This window comes from Pseudomonas sp. W22_MBD1_FP4 (assembly GCF_052113765.1).
GTDB lineage: Bacteria > Pseudomonadota > Gammaproteobacteria > Pseudomonadales > Pseudomonadaceae > Aquipseudomonas > Aquipseudomonas sivasensis.
Genome location: NZ_JBGQOI010000005.1, coordinates 139,767 through 160,926 on the forward strand (window position 1 = coordinate 139,767; position 21,160 = coordinate 160,926).

General features: G+C 61.7%; 16 protein-coding genes. 13 read left to right on the top strand and 3 right to left on the bottom strand.

Features of this window, described 5'->3' with window-relative positions:
- Positions 1–83: 83 nt before the first annotated feature.
- Positions 84–992, bottom strand: a complete 909-nt coding sequence (locus ACEN2T_RS09210; protein WP_010566930.1) for a LysR substrate-binding domain-containing protein — start codon at positions 990–992, stop codon at positions 84–86.
- Between the two features lie 182 nt (positions 993–1,174).
- On the opposite strand from ACEN2T_RS09210, the gene aspA reads away from it, so the two are divergent.
- The 7 genes from aspA (at position 1,175) to ACEN2T_RS09245 (ending at position 13,656) form a co-directional block, all read left to right on the top strand.
- Positions 1,175–2,599: an aspartate ammonia-lyase gene (aspA, locus tag ACEN2T_RS09215; protein WP_032884466.1), complete on the top strand. Its 1,425-nt coding sequence runs from the start codon at positions 1,175–1,177 to the stop codon at positions 2,597–2,599.
- A 391-nt stretch (positions 2,600–2,990) separates the two neighbouring features.
- A complete protein-coding gene (locus ACEN2T_RS09220) occupies positions 2,991–4,436 on the top strand; it encodes an alanine/glycine:cation symporter family protein (RefSeq protein ID WP_095185233.1) in 1,446 nt (481 codons plus the stop codon).
- A gap of 81 nt (positions 4,437–4,517) precedes the next feature.
- Positions 4,518–5,495: an asparaginase gene (locus ACEN2T_RS09225; RefSeq protein ID WP_442116586.1), complete on the top strand. Its 978-nt coding sequence runs from the start codon at positions 4,518–4,520 to the stop codon at positions 5,493–5,495.
- Between the two features lie 105 nt (positions 5,496–5,600).
- Entirely contained in the window at positions 5,601–6,593 is a 993-nt protein-coding gene (locus ACEN2T_RS09230; RefSeq protein ID WP_122754176.1) for an AraC family transcriptional regulator ligand-binding domain-containing protein, read from the top strand.
- A gap of 137 nt (positions 6,594–6,730) precedes the next feature.
- On the top strand, positions 6,731–7,765 hold the full coding sequence (locus tag ACEN2T_RS09235; RefSeq protein ID WP_122681897.1) for a histone deacetylase family protein: 1,035 nt from the start codon (positions 6,731–6,733) through the stop codon (positions 7,763–7,765).
- Positions 7,762–8,853, top strand: a complete 1,092-nt coding sequence (locus ACEN2T_RS09240; protein WP_032884471.1) for a polyamine ABC transporter substrate-binding protein — start codon at positions 7,762–7,764, stop codon at positions 8,851–8,853. Before ACEN2T_RS09235 ends, ACEN2T_RS09240 begins: the two co-directional genes overlap by 4 nt.
- A 165-nt stretch (positions 8,854–9,018) precedes the next feature.
- Positions 9,019–13,656, top strand: coding sequence for a dermonecrotic toxin domain-containing protein (locus ACEN2T_RS09245; RefSeq protein ID WP_442116587.1), 4,638 nt, complete (start codon positions 9,019–9,021; stop codon positions 13,654–13,656).
- On the opposite strand, the gene pdxR is transcribed toward ACEN2T_RS09245, so the two are convergent.
- Positions 13,611–15,206, bottom strand: a complete 1,596-nt coding sequence (gene pdxR / locus ACEN2T_RS09250; RefSeq protein WP_442116588.1) for a MocR-like pyridoxine biosynthesis transcription factor PdxR — start codon at positions 15,204–15,206, stop codon at positions 13,611–13,613. The two genes, ACEN2T_RS09245 and pdxR, sit on opposite strands and share 46 nt — an antisense overlap.
- Before the next feature lie 87 nt (positions 15,207–15,293).
- On the opposite strand from pdxR, the gene ACEN2T_RS09255 reads away from it, so the two are divergent.
- Genes ACEN2T_RS09255 through ACEN2T_RS09265 form a run of 3 tightly spaced genes read left to right on the top strand, consistent with a single transcriptional unit; the run spans position 15,294 to position 17,060 of the window.
- Positions 15,294–15,932, top strand: a complete 639-nt coding sequence (locus ACEN2T_RS09255; protein WP_181639326.1) for an FMN-binding negative transcriptional regulator — start codon at positions 15,294–15,296, stop codon at positions 15,930–15,932.
- Complete coding sequence (locus ACEN2T_RS09260; RefSeq protein ID WP_032884475.1) at positions 15,929–16,375, top strand: GNAT family N-acetyltransferase; 447 nt, start codon at positions 15,929–15,931, stop codon at positions 16,373–16,375. Before ACEN2T_RS09255 ends, ACEN2T_RS09260 begins: the two co-directional genes overlap by 4 nt.
- A 10-nt stretch (positions 16,376–16,385) precedes the next feature.
- On the top strand, positions 16,386–17,060 hold the full coding sequence (locus ACEN2T_RS09265; RefSeq protein WP_032884476.1) for a GNAT family N-acetyltransferase: 675 nt from the start codon (positions 16,386–16,388) through the stop codon (positions 17,058–17,060).
- Between the two features lie 3 nt (positions 17,061–17,063).
- On the opposite strand, the gene ACEN2T_RS09270 is transcribed toward ACEN2T_RS09265, so the two are convergent.
- Positions 17,064–17,960, bottom strand: a complete 897-nt coding sequence (locus tag ACEN2T_RS09270) for a homocysteine S-methyltransferase family protein (protein ID WP_095185240.1) — start codon at positions 17,958–17,960, stop codon at positions 17,064–17,066.
- Positions 17,961–18,072: 112 nt separating this feature from the next.
- Here ACEN2T_RS09270 and ACEN2T_RS09275 point away from each other — a divergent pair, with 112 nt between their 5' ends.
- The 3 genes from ACEN2T_RS09275 to ACEN2T_RS09285 all read left to right on the top strand — a co-directional run bounded on the left by ACEN2T_RS09275 (position 18,073) and on the right by ACEN2T_RS09285 (position 21,134).
- Positions 18,073–18,894, top strand: coding sequence for an ABC transporter substrate-binding protein (locus ACEN2T_RS09275; RefSeq protein ID WP_032884478.1), 822 nt, complete (start codon positions 18,073–18,075; stop codon positions 18,892–18,894).
- Positions 18,891–19,661 carry an amino acid ABC transporter permease gene (locus tag ACEN2T_RS09280; protein ID WP_032884479.1) on the top strand — a complete coding sequence of 257 codons (771 nt, stop codon included), beginning with the start codon at positions 18,891–18,893 and terminating at the stop codon, positions 19,659–19,661. Before ACEN2T_RS09275 ends, ACEN2T_RS09280 begins: the two co-directional genes overlap by 4 nt.
- 162 nt (positions 19,662–19,823) lie before the next feature.
- Complete coding sequence (locus ACEN2T_RS09285) at positions 19,824–21,134, top strand: autotransporter outer membrane beta-barrel domain-containing protein (protein ID WP_442116589.1); 1,311 nt, start codon at positions 19,824–19,826, stop codon at positions 21,132–21,134.
- Positions 21,135–21,160 lie beyond the last annotated feature (26 nt).

The following is a 21,160-nucleotide window of genomic DNA, read 5'->3' on the forward strand; positions in this document are numbered from 1 at the left end:
CAGGCACTTATCTGTCACTGATACACCGCTATCGGGGGCAAGCCCCCTCCCACATTTGCCCTGCATTCAGTCCGAGATCGGACTCAGGTGTTCTGCGCCGCGCCACCTTCCAACTTGCGCCACAACAACCGCACATTCGCCTTGCGCACCAACGCGCAGCGATACAGCCGAATTTCCAGCGGCACATGCCATTGCGGTCCGCCGCAGACCACCAGTTCGCCTCGGGCAAGTTCGGCACGAACGCTCAACTGCGGCACCCAGGCAATGCCCAGGCCTTCCAGGGCCATGCTCTTGAGACTGTCGGCCATGGCGGTTTCGTAAACGGTGGTAAAGCGCAGCGCGCGCTGGCGCAGCAGCAAGTGCACCGAACGACCAAGGAACGCGCCGGCGCTGTAGGCCAGCAACGGCACGCTGCCCTCGCCTTCCAGATCGAACAGCGGCTTGCCATCAGCATCGGCCGCGCACACCGGGAGCATTTCGGTGTTACCCAGGTGCAGCGAGGGGAAGATTTCGGCGTCCATCTGCATCGCCGCGTCCGGATCGTAGAACGCCAGCATCAGGTCGCAACCGCCTTCGCGCAGGGCGTGCACGGCGTCGCCGACGTTGGTGGCGACCAGGCGGGTGGCGATGTTCAAACCTTCGTTGCGCAACTGCGCGATCCAGCGCGGGAAGAAGCCCAGCGCCAGGGAGTGGGCGGCGGCCACTTGCATGACTTCGCCCTGCCCGCCTTCCAAGTGATGCAAATGGCGCAGGACCTCGCCGAGCTGTTCGACCACGGTGCGCGCGGTGACCAGAAACAGCTGCCCCGCTGCCGTCAATTCCACCGGTGTACGGGAGCGATTGACCAGGGTCAGGCCCAACGCGGCCTCAAGGCTACGGATACGTCGGCTGAACGCTGGCTGAGTGACAAAGCGCCGCTCCGCCGCCTGGGAAAAGCTGCGCGTCGCCGCCAAGGCGCTGAAGTCTTCCAGCCATTTGCTCTCAAGGTTCATCACTGCCTCCCACGGGTACGCACCATTTTGGCACACACGCCCGCCATGATAGCCGGGTCACATCTGCATTATGCCGTTTATGCATAGGCCAGTGCTTAACAGCATTGGCCCAAATTTTCCTACAGGCCTAGCATTCGCAGCGTTCCGGCCTGTTCCGGGTCCATATTGAGATGATTTCCGTCATGTCCTCCGCTGCATCATTCCGCACAGAAAAAGACCTGCTTGGCGTACTCGAAGTACCCGCCCAAGCGTATTACGGCATCCAGACCCTGCGAGCGGTGAATAACTTCCGCCTCTCGGGCGTTCCGATTTCGCATTACCCGAAATTGGTGGTCGGCCTGGCAATGGTCAAGCAAGCAGCCGCTGATGCCAACCGCGAGTTGGGTCAGCTTAGCGAAGCCAAGCACGCTGCCATCAGCGAAGCCTGTGCCCGTCTGATCCGCGGCGATTTCCACGAAGAGTTCGTGGTGGACATGATTCAAGGCGGCGCCGGCACTTCAACCAACATGAATGCCAACGAAGTCATCGCCAACATCGCGCTGGAGGCCATGGGTCACCAGAAGGGCGAATATCAATACCTGCACCCCAACAACGACGTGAACATGGCGCAGTCGACCAACGACGCCTACCCGACCGCGATCCGTCTGGGTCTGCTGCTGGGCCATGACGCGCTGCTGGCCAGCCTCGACAGCCTGATCCAAGCCTTCGCCGCCAAAGGCGTCGAGTTCGGCCACGTGCTGAAAATGGGCCGCACCCAATTGCAAGACGCCGTGCCGATGACCCTCGGCCAGGAATTCCGCGCCTTCGCCACCACCCTCAGCGAAGACCTGGCACGCCTGAAAACCCTGGCGCCAGAGCTGCTGACCGAAGTGAACCTGGGCGGCACCGCCATCGGCACCGGCATCAACGCCGACCCGCGTTACCAGGCCCTGGCCGTGCAACGCCTGGCCACCATCAGCGGCCAGCCGCTGGTACCGGCTGCCGACCTGATCGAAGCCACCTCCGACATGGGCGCCTTCGTGCTGTTCTCCGGCATGCTCAAGCGTACCGCCGTGAAGCTGTCGAAGATCTGCAACGACCTGCGCCTGCTGTCCAGCGGCCCACGCACAGGGATCAATGAGATCAACCTGCCAGCGCGTCAGCCAGGCAGCTCGATCATGCCCGGCAAGGTCAACCCGGTCATCCCGGAAGCCGTGAACCAGGTAGCGTTCCAAGTCATCGGCAACGACCTGGCCCTGACCATGGCGGCCGAAGGCGGCCAGCTGCAACTGAACGTGATGGAGCCGCTGATCGCTTTCAAGATCTTCGATTCGATCCGCCTGCTGCAACGCGCCATGGACATGCTGCGCGAGCACTGCATCGTCGGTATCACCGCCAACGAAGCACGCTGCCGCGAACTGGTGGAACATTCCATCGGCCTGGTCACCGCGCTGAACCCGTACATCGGCTATGAAAACGCCACCCGCATTGCGCGTATCGCCCTCGAAAGCGGCCGCGGAGTGCTGGAACTGGTGCGCGAAGAAGGCTTGCTCGACGACGCCATGCTCGACGACATCCTGCGCCCCGAAAACATGATCGCTCCACGTTTGGTCCCGTTGAAGGCCTAAGCGTTTGTTGCACCGCTCACCAGGTTGAGGGACTAGACACCTCTCACCTTTTGAGGGCCTGAAGGCTCGTTCTTCAGGCCCTTTTTTTTGCCTCAAGGTTGTGAAATGAAGCCCATAAAAATTCCAATATCGCCCTGCAAACCCGCCTTGCCCGAATCAGCGGCGCTGAAACCTTTAATCGGCCTGTGCAGACGTATCACGTACTCCTAGGTATAGTGCCGCCCCTCTCGCGTCTGCGGCCGTCGGTAACGAGGCCCGGTACAGCGCGAAACCGCATGAATAACAACACCCGCAAAAGGATTGGGGTCGAACTGTCGCGCACTGCCTGGTGCCATGCGACGTGTCGGACCGTCCTGCGTTTGCCATTAGAAAAATCAGCGAGGAACACTCCATGCTCGAAGTCATCAACGACTTCCTCTCAGGGAAAGTACTGATCGTGCTCATTGTCGGGCTCGGCGGTTATTTCACGATCCGCTCGCGTTTCGTTCAGTTGCGTCACTTTTTCCACATGTTCTCGGTGTTCAAAGACAGCTTGAAGAGCAGCTCCGGCCAACTCAGCTCGTTCCAGGCGCTGATGCTCAGCCTCGCCGGTCGCGTGGGCGCCGGTAACATCGCCGGTGTCGGTATTGCCGTAACCCTCGGCGGCCCGGGTGCCGTGTTCTGGATGTGGGTCACCGCGCTGGTGGGTATGTCGTCGAGCTTCATCGAATGCTCCCTCGGCCAGCTGTACAAGCGCACCGACGCAGAGGGCACCTACCGTGGCGGCCCGGCTTATTACATCCAGCACGGTTTGCAGAAGCGCTGGCTGGGTATGGTCATGGCGTTCCTGCTGCTGGTGACCTTTGGCTTCGCCTTCAACGGCCTGCAAGCCCATGCCGTGACTCACTCGCTGAACAACGCTTTCGGCCTCGACACCACCTACACCGGCCTCGCGCTGGCGGTGCTGCTGGGCCTGGTGTTCATCGGCGGGATCAAGCGCATCGCGTCCATCGCCGACCTGCTGGTCCCGGTCAAAACCCTGGTGTACATCGCCGTGACCCTGTACGTGATCGTGCTGCAATTCGACCACGTGCCGGCCATGCTCGCGACCATCGTCAAGAGCGCTTTCGGCCTCGACCAAGCCTTCGGTGGCCTGGTAGGCAGCGCGATCATCATGGGCGTGAAACGCGGCGTGTTCGCCAACGAAGCCGGTCTGGGCAGTGCGCCTAACGTGGCAGCGGTGGCCTCCGTAGAACACCCGATCGCCCAAGGCGTGGTCCAGGCGTTCAGCGTTTTCCTCGACACTTTCGTGATCTGCACCTGCACCGCGCTGCTGATCCTGCTCTCCGGTTTCTACACCCCAGGCTTTGAAGGCGACGGCATTGCCCTGACCCAGAACTCCCTGGCCGCTGTGGTCGGTGACTGGGGCCGCATGTTCATCTCGGTGGCCCTGGCTTTGTTCGTGTTCACCTCGATCATGTACAACTACTACCTCGGCGAGAGCAACCTGCGCTTCCTGGTGGGCAACAACCGTAAGGTGCTGATGGGTTATCGCGCGCTGGTGCTGGTGCTGATTTTCTGGGGCTCGATCGAGAACCTGGGCACCGTATTCGCCTTCGCCGACATCACCATGACCATGCTCGCCTTCGTCAACCTGTTCGCCCTGGCGTTCCTGTTCAAGATCGCCATGCGTGTGCTGGACGACTACGACCGCCAACGCGCTGCGGGCATCAAGACCCCGGTGTTCGATTCCAGCCAATTCCCGGACCTGGATCTGGACCGCAAGGCCTGGCCGGCCAACCCGGCAAAACCGGACGCGGCCCCATCGGCTGAACTGAACGCTCAAGTACAACGCTGAGCGCAGCTAGATAGATGACACGCCGCCTGGCCTTGGGCATGCTCTGGGCCCGGCGGCGTTTTTCGTTCAGGAGATTTGTTCATGCAACCAGCTAACAACGTGATGGTGCTCTACACCGGCGGGACCATTGGCATGCAGGCCAGCGCGAATGGCCTGGCGCCCGCGTCCGGCTTCGAAGCGCGCATGCGCGAGCAACTGGCCGACGCGCCATTGCCAGCCTGGCGCTTTCGCGAAATGGCGCCGCTGATCGACAGCGCCAACATGACCCCCGCTTACTGGCAGCGCCTGCGCAGTGCCGTGGTCGAGGCCGTGGACGAGGGCTGCGAAGCGGTGTTGATCCTGCACGGCACCGACACCCTGGCCTACAGCGCAGCGGCCATGAGTTTCCAACTGTTGGGTTTACCGGCGCCGGTGGTGTTTACCGGCTCGATGCTGCCGGCCGGCGTGCCTGACAGCGATGCCTGGGAAAACGTCAGCGGCGCGTTGACCGCGCTGGGCGAAGGCCTGAACGCCGGCGTGCACCTGTTTTTCCACGGTGCGCTGATGGCGCCGACCCGCTGCGCGAAAGTGCGCAGCTTTGGTCGCAACCCCTTCGCCGCGCTGCAGCGTAACGGTGGCGTAGCCAAGGCCGAGGCACTGCCCGCCGCCCTGGATTATCGCCAGCCCAAGGCCGTGGCCAACGTCGGCGTGTTGCCGCTGGTGCCGGGCATCGCCGCCGCGCAGTTGGATGCGCTGGTCGACAGCGGCATCCAGGCGCTGCTGCTTGAATGCTATGGCAGCGGCACCGGGCCCAGCGACAACCCGGCGTTCCTCGCCAGCCTCCAGCGCGCGCAGGATCAGGGCGTGGTCGTGGTCGCAATCACCCAATGCCATGAAGGTGGCGTGGAGCTGGATGTGTATGAAGCCGGCAGCCGCCTGCGCGGCGTGGGCGTGCTGTCCGGTGGCGGCATGACCCGCGAGGCCGCGTTCGGCAAGCTCAATGCGTTGATCGGCGCAGGCCTGGCCAACGCCGAGATTCGCCGCCTGGTCGAACTGGACCTGTGCGCCGAGTTGGCTTGAGATCCGACTCAAGCGATCCGGTAGAGCGTCACTCCCGCCACGATCCCGGCGGCGCACGGCATGGGAATTGCTCGGCTCAGGTATTCATTGGCCGGGATCATCCCCATGCTGCACTCGCACCTGACTACCCTCAACGCCGTTTCGCTGGTGCTTGAGGCTTTCAGCGCCCAGGGCATCAGCCCTGAGGTGCTGTTGGCCGGCAGCGGTATTGCAGCTGCGGACCTGAACCACGCCGATACACGCATCACCACGCGCCAGGAAATGCAGGTGTGCGCCAACGCGGTGGCCCTGCGCCAAGCCATCGGCCTGGAACTGGGCCAGCGCATGCGCGTGTCGTCTTACGGCCTGTTGGGCTATGCGCTGCTCACCAGTGCCACCTTCGGTGACGCTTTGCGCCTGGCCCTGCGCTACCCGGCGCTGTTGGGAACACTTTTCGAGCTGAGCCTTGAGGAGGACGGCCAACGCGTCTGGTTCACCGCCCGCGATTACCGTGAAGACCCTGCGCTGGCCGCGTTCAATATTGAGTTGTGCCTGGCTTCACTCAACGTCATCTGCGACGACTTGCTCGGTCGCCCGCTCCCTCTGCTGGGTGCGCGTTTTGAATACTCGGCGCCGACCTACCAGGCGCGTTACGAAGAGCGCTTCGCCTGCCCGCTGGAATTCAACGCCACCAGCAACGCCTTTGCCTTCGACCGCCAGTGGCTCGATCAACCGCTGCCCTTGGCCGACGCCGTCACCCATCGCGCCATGACCGAGCGCTGCCGCAAACAAAACACCGAGTTCACCGGACGCCAGGCCTGGCTGGGCCGCGTGCGTCAACTGCTGGCGGCGCAACTGCCGGCCGCGCCAGGGCTGGATAAACTGGCGGAGCAGTTGAATTGCTCGCCACGCACCTTACGCCGGCACCTGCATGACTTGGGCAGCAGCTATCAGGAGTTGCTCGACGAACTGCGCTTCGAGCAGGCCAAGCAGTGGCTGGCCAACGATGCAATGCCCATCCACCGCATTGCCGAGCACCTGGGGTTCAGTGAGACCGCCAGCTTCCGTCATGCCTTTGTGCGCTGGAGCGGGGTCGCGCCAAGCCAGTTCCGCCCCTGATCCCCACGTCCAGGCGGGGCGAATACGGACAGTGTCTTTGGCCATATTCATCCCCTTTTGGCCGCTCCTGCCGTTCTCTTGCCGCGCCGGCGAGGCAACACTGCAAGACACCGCCAAACGCCTGCGAGTACACCACTATGCTGACGATCTACTCGGACGATCATCATCTGCACCACGGTCGATGCGAACTGATGGACGGGCAACTGATGCCCTGTTTCGAAATGCCCTCCCGTGCTGATCACGTACTGCAACGGGTCAAGGACCGTGATCTGGGGCCGGTGCGAGCCCCCGAGGACTTTGGATTGGCACCGCTGCAACGCATCCACAGCCACGCCTACCTGGATTTTTTCAAAGGGGCCTGGGCACGCTGGGTTAAGTTCGGCCAGGACGGCGACCTGCTGCCCTACACGTGGCCAGCCCGCACCTTGCGCCGCGTGCTGCCCACCAGCCTGCACGGTCAATTGGGCTATTACAGCTTCGACGGCGGCGCGCCGATCACCGCCGGCACCTGGCAAGCGGCCTATAGCGCAGCGCAGGTGGCGCTGACCGCGCAACAAGCGATTCAACAAGGTGCTCAAAGTGCCTTTGCCCTCTGCCGCCCACCGGGGCACCACGCTGCAGGCGACTTGATGGGCGGCTATTGCTACCTCAATAACGCTGCAATTGCCGCCCAGGCCTTTCTCGATCAAGGCCATGCCAAGGTCGCGATCCTTGATGTGGATTACCACCACGGCAACGGCACCCAATCGATTTTCTATGACCGCAGTGACGTGCTGTTCACCTCGATCCACGGACATCCGGAAGCCGAGTTTCCATTCTTCCTCGGCTATGCCGATGAGCTGGGCGACGGCGCCGGCAAAGGCTTCAATTTCAATTACCCGCTGCCGGCCGGTGCCGGCTGGGATACCTGGAGCGCCGCGCTGGATCAGGCCTGCGCGCAAATCGAGCGCTATGGCGCCGACATCATCGTGGTGTCCCTGGGGGTAGACACGTTCAAGGACGATCCCATCTCGCAGTTCAAGCTCGACAGCCCGGATTACCTGGCGATGGGTGCGCGTATCGCCCGGCTGGGCAAGCCCACGCTGTTCGTCATGGAAGGCGGCTACGCGGTGGAAGAAATCGGCATCAATGCCGTCAACGTTCTCGAAGGTTTTGAGGGGTCAATCCAATGAACATGCTCAAGTCGCTTGCGCTGTGCGCCGCCGTATTAAGCAGCGCCGTCCACGCCGAAGAAAGAACCCTGCGGGTCTACAACTGGTTCGACTACATCACCCCCAAGGCGCTGGAAGACTTCAAGGGTCAGAACCCTCAGATCAAACTGGTCTACGACATCTTCGACACCAATGAAGCCCTGGAAGCCAAGCTACTCACCGGCAACTCCGGCTATGACGTGGTGGTGCCGTCCAACGTGTTCCTGGCCAAGCAGATTGAAGCCGGCGTGTTCCAGCCTCTGGACCGCAGCCAGTTACCAAACTGGAACCACCTCGACCCCAAGCTGATGAAGCTGATCGAGGCCAATGACCCCGGTAATAAATTCGCCGTGCCCTACATGTACGGCACCATCCTGATTGGCTTCAACCCGGCCAAGGTCAAGGCCGTGCTGGGCGACAACGCTCCCGTGAACAGCTGGGACCTGATCTTCAAGGAAGAGAACATCAGCAAGCTCAAGCAGTGCGGCGTCGCCCTGCTGGATTCGCCATCGGAAATCCTGCCGCTGGCCTTGCAGTACCTGGGCCTGGACCCCAACAGCAATAACCCGAAGGACTATGAGAAAGCCGAAGCCCTGCTGCTTAAAATCCGCCCGTACATCACCTACTTCCACTCCTCCAAATACATGGCCGATATCGCCAATGGCGACATCTGTGTGGCCGTCGGTTATTCCGGCAGCTTCTCCCAGGCTGCCAACCGCGCCAAGGAGGCCAGGAACGGCGTGACCGTGGACATGCGCCTGCCCAAGGAAGGCGCGCCGATCTGGTTCGACATGCTCGCCATTCCCAAGGGCGCAAAGAACCCGCAGGACGCCTACGCCTTCATCAACTACCTGCTGCAACCTGAGGTGATTGCGCCGATCAGCGATTTCGTCGGCTACCCCAACCCGAACAAGGACGCCACCGAACGGGTCGACCCGACCATCCGCAATAACCCCAACCTGTACCCGACCGAGGCGGCGATGGCGACGTTGTACACCTTGAAGCCGTTGGACAGTAAAGCTGAACGCGCCAGGACCCGGGCCTGGACCAAGATCAAATCGGGGACCTGACCGCCCCTCACACAAGACTCAGGCTAAGTAATTACCGCCCGCGCCAATCCTCCCCTCACTACCGTGTCCTCTGCAACGGCGCCGCACCCCGGCGCCGTACTTCCCAAGAAAGGGCCCCGAGCCACCCACGCTCACGCGCCCTTCATTTCTGCAAAGGACTTGCCTATGCCTGAAGCAACGCTTCCTGATCATCCGTCGGCCACCAGCCACAATCGCCCCCCTACTACCTATGAGCTACTGACTCAACTGACCTCCGGCCCGAACAGCCGGGAGGTGGCCGCCGTGACCCTGCGCTCGGCGCTCAAGGAGCTGTATCCAACCCTGGCCATCGACCCGGACCTGGCCATGGTCGTCACGCCGAATTGGCGCGTCGTCGATGATCAAGTCCTATCCGCCCCGGCCTATGCCATGTCGCTCACTTCGGTGCTGGCAAGCCAGATGCTGAACCCGAAGCCGGTGATCTACCTCGATGGCGAACACTTCCTGACACTGCAACCCGACGCCCGGCCACCGGTGCATTTACCGGTAAAAATCGATGCCATTGCGCGCATGATCAATGAGCTGTCAGAACTGATGCTGTCTGCCTTCCAGGAGCAGTACCTCAATTACTGGAATGCCTCCGATGGCCGAAGCGGGCACCGCTGGAAAGTGTTCTCACAATCCCTGCGCAAAGTATGGAATGTCACGGCGCAAGAGGGCTGGGATGAACATGATTGCGCCATAGCCAGGTCGCTGTTCCTTTTTCCGGAGCGAGCCACACGCTCTGCCCAGGACAGCTACAACACTCACGCCTACCTGATCGACGTCGATGCGCTGCAAGACAGCCAGACCGCTCACACCGCCCTCATGGACATCGCCGTAGTGATTGGCGAGCATGAGCAGGGCCAGCGGGTCCTGGTTTACTCACTGGTCAACGGCTACGAAAAATTCGACTCGCTGGAGCAATTCGGAGAACAACTGCCCGACCGAATGAACGCACGGAACAATGAGCTAAGCCTGCAGTGGCGGCTGTACGAACCGCCGGGCAATTTCTTCGACAGCCTGGCCGGCGCACTGATTGCGTTGCAACTCGACGCAATAGGCTCGATTGACAAAGACGACCGCAAAGCGATCAACGTGGACGCCAGCCCCCTGGTCGCGGTTGCCAACGTCCTGCCGGTGGTCGAGGACTTGAGCGATCACTCGCTATCCAATATCCGTGACATCCATGAGCGGTTGCCCGACTGGCTGGCCCACGCCTCGGACTTGGATATTTCCATCTACAGTCGGCGCGTGATCGATCTTGCCGAGTTGCATACCCTCCAGAAGGGCGCGTCCTTCAATGACGATATTGCGCCGATCCGCGAATACACCCGCGATCAGTTGCAGAGCCAGATTCGTGCGCACGCCCAAGGTGCAAACATCAACGTCGACAAGATCGAAGTTCACATCGAAAGCCCGGTTGTCTGGGGAAGCACGTTCATCGTGCCCACGGCGCTGGACATCACACGCCGTAACCTGATCGACCTAGCCCTGGAAAACCTCACAGGCCTGCCGACCGGCCAACCCCGCGTACTCTATAACGGCAGCGCAGCTCCCCCGTGGCTGTCTTACACCTACCTGAAGGGCGTGATTGAAAACATCGATATCGGCCAGCACTACCCGGCGCTGATCAAGCGCACGCTGCTGGAAGATACGGTTCAGGCCAAGGGCAGACAAACGCTCTACATCAACCATTTGCGCGTACAGCTGCCTTTGCTGGCACTGCAACTCAAGATTCGCCAACAGTACGGGGTCGATGAACTCGGTGCGCGCTACGTCGCTGCCGTAATGCAGGACGAAGACCACGGGCGACTCGTCGACGGGCAGGAGATTGTCATTCGCCCCTTGGCATTCTTACCGACCTTGCGCCCCGGCAATGATCAGGATGTGGTTGCCAATATGTTCGTGATCGGCGCCAAAGACGCCGCCGCGGGCCCGTGCCTGCTGTACCGTCCCTTGCTGGAACCAACGCTGCTGCAGTATCCGTCACGGCAAAACCTGATCTACGCCATCAAACACACGCGCCCACTTCGCGACTCGGTGCTGGCCTGGCTGCCAGAGGCGGCGCGCTTCAACTACGCGCAGTATGTATTCCCCGATAAATGGCCATCGCCATGGACGGTCATTCGAGGGCTGGTCGAGCCGCAGGTCATGGCTTACATGAGCGGCTCCATTACCTTGAGCGACCAGGTGCTTGGCGCAGCCCCGCTGGCCGCACTGTTCAAAGCCAATGCCGAGGCCATGGTCGAACTGGCGGGCCGCCAGTCAGTCTCCAATGCGCAAAAACGCTGGGCAACCTTGCGCCAGGCAGGCTGGCAAATCTTCAATGCGACGTTGCCGTTCCTGGGGCGCACGGCCGGTATCGCCGCCTGGATCTGGCAGATCATGGATGACTTGCAGGACATCGCCCAGCAGGACAACCCCGAAGCGGACCCCGAAGGCGCCTGGATAGCCCAGGTCGACCTGTTACTCAACCTTGGCATGGCCCTGGCGCTGCACGGGGCCTTGCGTCACGCGCCGGTCGAAAAACCCAGCGAAGAAACCAGGCTGAAAACAGAATCGTCAGCGGTCGAACCCGCCGAAAAAATCGAGCCGCCGCCCAGCAAAACCTCCGTGGCCCGGCTGGACAACGTAACGGGCACCGAGCTGCCGAGTCGGCATCAGGGCCTGCTGAACATTCGCGGCGCCATCCCCACCGACCGTCCAAGCCTGGAGGCCACGCTGGACAGCTTCAAAATCGAGAGGCCCGCGGGCCTGGAACCTCAGGTCACAGAGCCTGGTATCTATCTGCACCTCTACCCGAACGCCCAGAAATGGTACGCCGTGGTCGGCACGCGCTGGTTCGAAGTCAACGTAGACGAAGCGGATAACGTGGTCATCATCGACCCAGGCAATCCCTCGCGAATGGGCCCCATGCTACTCAACAACAAGGCGGGCCAATGGTTTGTGGACACACGCCTGCGCCTGCGCGGTGGTGGCTTCAAAAACCGGCGCAAGGCCGTGCAAACCCGCAATACGTCTCGAATCGGCGACCTGCGCAGGCAGCTCGACGAATTCGACGCCAATGAGCGCAGCAGGCAGTCGGAAATCGCCGGCGCACACACGGCGATAGGCGACGAAGCAGGCCCCTCCACCGAATTGCGCCGCCAGAGCTTCATCGACAAGGTCGACGCCCGAATCCTGGATTACGACGTGCCGATCCGCCAACTCAGGTCACTGGGCATTATCGATAACGTGCCCAACTACCAGAGCTCCATGATCGACTATTTGCACAAGCAACTGCTGTTGACGCGCTCCGCCATCAACCAACGCTTACCGCGGTTCCGTGAAACCCTGGAAAGCTCCGTCCCCAGCCTTGAGTCGGTCACCGGCATTGATGCCAAGACCAAGACACAAACCGCCCGGGCCATGTCGGACATGACGGGCGAAATGATCAGACGCATGGAGTACGTAGAGACACGTTTTCATGAACTGGAAACGTTGGGCATCGACGGCAACAAGGTCATTCAGAGCACGCAACACGCCCTGCCCAAGCTTCAATTGCGGGACTTGAAGGCGTTTCAAGTCACCCTGGCCCGTCACCTGTGCGTCCAAGAGGGCGACGGCGAAGCGTTCGATACTGCGCGCGAGCTGCTCGACACCATCGTCGATGCCGCCGATCTTCACATACAGAGCTGCACGGAGGCGCTGGCCGACACGGCTATTCGCTCGTTGGAGGAGCGTATCGACGTGCTCAACAGCCTGGTCGATCAATTTTCCATCGTTGACCAGCGCCTGCTGGACCTGCATGCCGAATACCCCGAGCAGGTACAGCGCGAACCCCTGGAAACCCTGCGCAAGCAGATCAACGAATTCAATCAGCACGTCGTTCGCGAGCTGGCCCTGTTGCTCAGGGAAAGCAAAGCGTTGGAGCCCAAGCCCGGCAGTTCGAAAACCGCATCACCCCCCAAGCGCAAGATCATCAAGACACGCTTCAACGGCGTGGTGGTCGGCGAACCGCGCGCGGCCGAAGAAGGGCTGGTGGATGTAAAGTCGCCGCTGACGGGCAAAGTCATTGCGACCTTCCATGAGAAAGAGCCTGGGGTGTGGGTCGAACGCGACAGCCGCCCTTCCGGGCCGCGACCGCCCCAGGCGATAGACCTGAACGTGAGCCTCGAAGAGGGTGACCAGTTGCTTCAGGACGAACCTGCCGCGACCTTGCGGACCCTGGGCCACTCAAAAAAGGCCGGGCGCATTCCGGTCGAAATCGAGGAGATGTTCCACCAATACGCCGCTCGCCTGGAGCGTGCCGTCAGCCGCATCGAAGAAGCGTTGACCCAACGTAATCTGACCGAAAGCGACCGCCCTTCCGCAGCCTCCACTAACAAGCAGCTCAACGACGCGGCGCTGCGCCTGTACGAGCTGGGCACCACGACCCGGATCAGCATGACCAAGCAGCAACCGCCCACAGCGGCACGGGTGGAGTGGCTGTTTGACCGGGGTTTGGTGGAAATTGCCAAGGTCATCACCCGGCGTCGCCTCAAGGGGCCGGGCAAAGACTTTCTGGACGAGTACGAAATACGCGACCATCAAACCCACAACGTGCTGTGGTATGCCCACTTTCACTACAGCTCAGCGCAAGCGGCCGCCGAAGAATATATCGCCGGGCACCTCAAGACGCGTGAACAACAGAAGCAAGGGGGAAGCCTGCAGCGCACCGGCTTGAACGACCACGACCAGATCGCGATTTACCGCAGTCAGATCGGGTCGAAACTCGCCAAATCGCTGTTTTTTGACAGCTGACCGTGCTGCTTGTCGGCGCCCCAGGCCTTGCGCAGACGCTTCAGCGCGTCGGCAATCGCGGCTTCAGGCACGGCGGCAAACCCCAATACCAGGCCGGCGCGTTGATCCGCCGGTGTGGTGGAGTGCGCCAGCCAGTAGCTGCTCAGACCATTGACCTCCACGTCGGCCGAGCGGGCCTGATCCAGCAGTTGCTGTTCGCGGGCCAAGCTGTCCACGCGCACCGTCATGTGCAGCCCCGCCGCTACGCTCGGCAACTCGCCAACCCCCGGCAGACCGCTGGGCCAACCGGCCAGCAAGGCATTGCGCCGGCTTAATGCTGCGCGGCGCATGCGGCGGATGTGCCGTTGAAAATGGCCCGCCGCCATGAACTCGGCCATCACTGCCTGAGTGCTGACTTCCGAGTGGCGCATGTCGACAGCGCGGCGCCGTGAGAAGGCGTCCACCAGACCCGACGGCAACACCAGATAACCCAGGCGCAGCGCCGGAAACGCGACTTTGCCGAAGGTGCCCACGTAGAGCACGCGACCACTGCGGTCCAGCGCGGCCAACGGTGACAGGGGCGCGCCGCTGTATCGGTATTCGCCGTCGTAGTCATCTTCGACGATCCAGCCGCCTCGGCGCTCGGCCCAGGCCAGCAATTCCAAGCGCCGCGCCAGGCTCATCACCACGCCCAAAGGGTATTGATGGGAAGGCGTGACGTACGCCAGGCGACAGTCGCCCAGTTGATCGAGGGCCTGGCAGTCGATGCCGTCACTGTCCACCGGCACCCCATGCAGGCACCCACCGGCCAGGGCGAATGCATGGCCTGCGGCGCGATAGCCAGGGTTTTCCACGGCCACGCCATCGCCGGGCTCCACCAGCAACTGTGCACAAAGGCTAATCGCCTGCTGTGCACCACTGGTGATCACTATTTGCTCAGCCGTACATTGCATCCCCCGCGAACTGCGCAGGTATGCCGCGATCAGCCCGCGCAGACGCCCATCGCCTGCGGGGTCGCCATAGCACAGCTGTTGCAGGTCCGGCTTGCGCCAGAATGCCCCGTTCAGCTTGGCCCAGACCTCGAACGGGAACAGATCGAAAGCCGGCACACCGACTCGAAACGCCTTCGGCGGCCCTGCGGGTGGCTGCGACAGGTAGTGGTTTTGCAGTCGCCCCAGGGCCGGTCTGTGGATAACTTCATCATCGAGATCCGCCGGCAAATTTTCCCATTTTGTGGATAAGGCTGGGGATAAGCCTGTGTGTAACCCTGTGGATACTTTTGTGGATAGTTTTTCCGTCGAGGGCAGTTGAGCGACGTAAGTGCCATCGCCGACACGCCCTTCGATAAACCCCTCGGCATACAGCTGATCGTAGGCACGTACCACGCTGTTGCGCGAAATCGACAGCGCGGCGGCCAGGTCACGGCTGGCCGGCAGTCGCGTGCCGCTGATCAGGCGACCATCGAGTACGCGCTGGCGTAGGGCTTCATAGAGCTGGCGCGTCAGGCCCTGGCCGCGATCCAGCTCGATACCGGCGGGGTTGAATGACAGAGGCGGCGCAGTCGGCGACATATTGGACCTATGAAATTGGCCGTAGATGGCTCTTACAACGGACCATTAGCCTGCCTAGGATGCTGGCATTCGCCAAGGAAAATATTCATGTACACACCTCGCGCCTTTGCCCTCGACGACTTACCCGAACTGCATCAATTGGTCCAGCACACCCGCCTGGCGCAACTGGTGACCTTTGGCGAGCAAGGCCTGCAAGCCAGCCACTTGCCGCTGCTGCTCAACCCCGATGAAGGCCCCAACGGCACGCTTTACGGGCACTTGGCCAAGGCCAATCCGCAGTGGCGCGATTTACAGAATGGCAACGACGCCCTGCTGATTTTTGCCGGCGCCGACGCGTATATCAGCCCGGCGTTTTACCCGGCCAAGGCCGAGCACGGCAAAGTGGTGCCGACCTGGAATTACATCGCCGTGCATGCCTACGGCAAGGCCGAGGTGTTTACCGATGCCGAGCGCCTGCTGGCGCTGGTCAGCGCCCTCACCGACCGCCACGAAGGTAACCGTGCGCAACCATGGAAAGTCAGCGACGCCCCCGCTGATTACATCGACGGCATGCTCAAGGCCATCGTCGGCTTTGCATTGCCCATCGATCGCCTGATCGGCAAACGCAAACTCAGCCAGAACCGCAGCGCGGCGGACATCGCCGGCGTGCGCGACGGCCTCGCCGCCAGCGCGGACGTGCGCGACCAGACCCTCGCACGTTTTATTCCCCAAGGAGTTTCAGAATGAGCCAGATCGACATCCGCCAGGTCACCGCAGCCGACCACGCCGCCTGGTTGCCGCTGTGGCAGGCGTACTTGACGTTCTACAACACCGAACTGCCGGACGCCGTCAGCCAAAGCACCTGGCAGCGCCTGATCGACGCCAGCGAGCCGACCCATTCGGCACTGGCCTGGCAGGACGGCAAGGCGGTGGGCATGGTCAACTTCATCTATCACCGATCTAATTGGAGCATCGAGAACTCCTGCTATTTGCAGGATTTGCTGGTGGACCCTGCCCAACGCGGCACCGGTGTCGGCCGTAAACTGATCGAGTTCGTCTACGCCACTGCCAAGGCCGACGGCTGCTGCAAGGTGCACTGGCTGACCCACGAGACCAACGCCACCGCGATCCAACTCTACGAGCGCATCGCCGAACGCCCTGGCTTCATTCAATTTCGTAAAGGTCTTTAAGGAGCGCAGCATGTCTACTTCCCTCGCCGACTGGAAAGGCGTCCCGGCGCCCACCGCTCAACTGCTCGAAGGGCGCTTTATCCACCTAGAAAAACTCGACCCGGCGCGCCACGCCGATCAACTGTGGCAAGCCCTCGAAGGCCCAGGCGCCGACCCCAAGCTGTGGGATTACTTGCCGTACGGCCCGTTTACCGAGCGCGCCGCGTTCGATGCGTGGCTGAACAACCACGCGGCCAATACCGACCCGTACTTCTTCAGCATCGTCGACCGTGCGACCGGCCAGGTGCAGGGCATCCTCAGCCTGATGTCCATCGTCCCGGCCCAAGGCCGCATAGAAATCGGGCATGTCACCTTCGGCGCGCCGATGCAGCGCTCACCCAAAAGCACCGAAGCGGTGTACCTCTTGGCCAAATACGCGTTCGAGCAGGGCTACCGCCGCCTGGAATGGAAGTGCAACAACGGCAACGCCCGCTCCAAATATGCGGCTGAGCGGTTGGGGTTCAGTTTTGAGGGGGTGTTCCGCCAGCATATGGTGGTCAAGGGGCAGAACCGGGATACGGCGTGGTATTCGATTTTGGATTCGGAATGGCCGACGGTGGGCGCGGGGTTTGAGGCGTGGCTGTCGGAGTCCAACCAAACCGCCTCGGGTCAGGTAAAAAGCCTGGCGCAGTGCCGCCAGGCTTAAGCCTTAGTTCAGCTTCTGGGCCAGCACCGCAATGTGCTCCGGCCCGATCCCGCAGCAACCGCCCAGGTGGCTGGCACCGCGTTTCTGCCAGTCCGCGGCCCAATGCAGGTAGCCCGGCGGATCGAGGTCCTCGCGCAACGGATCCAGGCCATCGTTGGCCGTGGCTTCCTTGGGTTGCGGCGGGAAGGCATTGGCGTAGGCGCCGATCTGGATCGACACGCCCAGACGCTCGAAGGTTTGACGCGCCGCGTCGATGGCCGCGCCAATCACTTCCGGCTGGCTGCAATTGAACAACAACACTTGCACACCCAACTGCGCCGCCACTTCGGCCGCGTCTGCCACCGGCTCGCCGGAGCGCAGGCGCGGGACGTCGTCAGTGTCTTCATCTTTCAAGGTAAACGACAGCCAGAACGGCTTGCCATCCTGAGGCAGGCCGGCATGAATCGCCCGCGCCTCGACGATTGAACTCTGGGTTTCCGCCAGCCACAAGTCGACGTGGGGCGCGAGCCCCTGCACCAGTGGGGTGAGCAACTCAGACACGCGCTGTGCTTCAAACAAGTCCGGACGATAGGAGCCAAACAGCGGCGGCAGCGAACCGGCCACCCGCACGTTTTTGCCCGACGCCGTTACCGCACGACGCGCCAATTCGCCGGCCAACGCCGCCAAGGCCTGGCCTTCGGCAGCAAACCGCGCTTCACCGATATGAAACGGCACCACCGCGTAGCTGTTGCTGGTGATCACGTTGGCACCGCTGTCGATATAGGCCGCATGCACAGCCTCCACCGCCTGCGGCGCTTCGCTCAGCGCCAATGCCGACCACTCCGGCTGGCGAAACGGCGCGCCACGGCGCTGCAGTTCACGGCCCATGCCGCCATCGAGAATTACTGTTTCTGCGCCCATATGCTTTTTACTCATAAGCTTATGAAAATAACTCACTATGAGAGTCGTTCTTATAACTATTTAATACGTTCAATTCGCTTCATACCAACTCTTTTTTCTAAAGGTGTCCTTCGTGAAACTTAAACCCCTGCTGGCCCTGGGCCTGATGACACTGGCTGCCTCCACCCAGGCGTTTGGCGGTACGACCCTGGACCGGATCGAACAGAAAAAAGAGCTGGTGGGCGTGCTGATGGAAAGCTATCCGCCGTTCTCGTTTCTCAATGACCAGAACCAGTTGGATGGTTTTGACGTCGATGTGGCCAAGGCCGTGGCGCAAAAATTGGGTGTGAAGCTGCGTTTGGAAACGCCATCGTGGGACGTGATCGCCGCTGGCCGCTGGAGCGGGCGCTACGATATTTGCATCTGCTCGATGACCCCGAGCAAAGCCCGCGCCGAAGTGTTCGACTTCCCGGTGGAGTACTACGCCTCGCCGGCCGTGATCGTGGTCAATGCCAAGGACGACCGCATTCACGCCGCCAAGGATTTGAGCGGCAAGAAAGTCGGCCTCACCAGTGCCTCCAGCTATGAAAGCTACCTGAACAAGAACCTGGTGATCGAAGGCGCCGAAGACACACAACTGCAGTACCCGTTCGAAGAGGTGCAGATCGCGCCGTACGACACTGACAACGTCGCCTTCCAGGACCTCGGTCTCGGCGCTGGCGTGCGCCTGGACGCGATCCTTACCAACCTGGTGACCGCACAGCCTCGCCTGACCCAGGACAAACGCTTCAAGCTTGCTGGCGAACCGCTGTACTCGGAGCCCAACTCGGTAGCTATCGAAAAAGGCGACGCCGCGTGGGACAGCAAAGTGCGTGAGGTGTTTGCCCAGCTCAAGCAGGACGGCACCTTGAGCAAGCTGTCGCAAAAATGGATCGGCGCTGATATCAGCCGATGAGTTTTCGCACGCGGCTTTACCTGACCTGGGCGGCGCTGTTCGCCCTGTTTGCGAGCTTCTTCCTGAGCTTTGACCTGAAGTTCTCGATCATTCTCGACAAGCTGCCCAACCTGGTCGGCCTGCACCTGGCGCCCAATGGTTTCCTGCAGGGCGCGGCGTTAACGCTGTTCCTGTGCCTGTGTTCGATTCTGGTGTCGTCGGCGCTGGGCTTCGTCACGGCACTGGGGCGCCTGTCCAGCAGCGCAGTGGCGTTTGGCATCGCCACCTTCTACGCCTCGTTCTTCCGTGGCACGCCGTTGCTGATCCAGATCCTGCTGATCTATCTGGGCATGCCGCAACTGGGCCTGGTGCCCGGCGCGATCACGGCTGGGATCATTGCTCTGTCGCTGAACTATGGCGCGTACCTGAGCGAAATCTTCCGCGCCGGCATCCTCGGCGTGCCCCACGGCCAACGCGAAGCCGCCCTCGCGCTTGGCATGCGCGATAACGCGATCTTCTGGCACGTCACCCTGCCCCAAGCCATGCGCACCATTGTTCCGCCCGCGACTAACCAATTCATCTCGATGCTCAAGGACTCGTCCCTGATCTCGGTGATGGGCGTGTGGGAAGTGATGTTCCTCGCGCAATCCTACGGCCGCTCAAGCTATCGCTACATCGAGATGCTCACCACCGCCGCGATCATCTACTGGGTGATGTCCCTCGCCCTGGAATTGATCCAGGCGCGGATGGAACGTCACTTTGGCAAGGGCTATGTTCGGCGCGGGTGAAGTTAGTAGAGCGGGCGTCGCACCCGCCCCCCCTCTGCAAACCGCGCGCCTTATCGCACAAGACCTGGGAAGTCTCCTGCAATCCAGCGGCACTGCGCCTGACATTTATCCCGCCTGAGCATCGCTAAATTCCCCGCCTCAAATATCAAGAGGTGGGCCTACATGCCGTTCATACACAAACAACTCGCACTGGCGATCATGCTGTCGCTGGGTGTCGCGAGTACTCAAGACGCGCAGGCACGGGGCGATATGGAGCCGGACAGCGAATGGCTTGATTGGATTGTCATGCCCGATGAAAGCCGACAGTTCGAACCGGCCGTCCCAGGGCCAGATGACTTCTACTTCGCGGATCGGGCGACGAGTCGCAACGGCCTGAACGTCGCCCGCGTGCTCGACGCTGCCGTGGATGAACTGTACGCGTCGGACGAAATCAGCGAACAGGCCAAGGACGAGCTGGACGATTACGGCCAGTACCTGTCCAGCCTTGCACCCGGCCAGGTCGGGGCCGCGCTTGAGCAACTGGCCGGCAGCCAAAACGCCAATCTGGGCACCGCCACGCAAAACGCCCTGAAGCAGTTGAACGCCAGCCTGCTCTCGGCAGTACGTCAGTTAGATATGGACACCCGCGAGACAGGCCGAGTTTGGCTGCAGGGCCTGGACAGCGGCGGCAGGCTCGACGCCCAACACGGCAGCGCCGGCTTGAGCCAAAGCACCCAAGGCGTGCTGCTCGGCGCCGACTGGTCAATCGACCACGCGTGGCGAATCGGTGTGGTGGGCGGCAAGTCCGGCAGCGACTTGAGCACCAAGGGTTTCAAGGGTGAAGTGGACAGCTGGCACCTCGGCACCTACGCCGCACGTCAGGACGGGCCGCTCTCGATGCGCCTCGGTGCGCTTTACAGCAGCCATCGCGGGCAGAATAAACGCTCGGTCGATCTAGGCTTGCTCGACTATCGTGAGCAGCTCAGCAGCAAATACAAGGCCCACAGCCAGAACGCTTTTGCCGAGTTGGGCTATCAGTTGGACGCTGCCGGCTGGCGTGCCGAGCCCTATGCCGCCGTCGGTTTCCAGCGCTACCAGCGTGATCGTTTCGAGGAAAAAGGCGGCTACGGCGCGCTGAACGTTGGCACACAAACCCAGCAAAACCTCAGCAATACCCTCGGCGTGCGTGTCTCCCAAGACTTCGCGCTGGGCAACCGCATGATCCTCAAACCGCACCTGAGCAGCAGTTGGAAACACCTGTATGGCAATGTCGACAGCCGCGTGCGCCAGTCCTTCGTCCATGAAAAACGCGAGGACTTCAACAGTGAGTTCACCATCGGCGGCACGTCTCTTGACCGCAACAGCCTCGCGCTGCGCACCGGCCTGGACCTGACGCTGTCGGCGGAACACAGCGTCGGCCTGGCCTACACCGCGGAATTTGGCAGCAACAGCCGCAACCAGGGTCTGACGGGCCAGTGGGCGATGGCGTTTTAAAGGCGAAAAAAAAGGGGGCACATGCC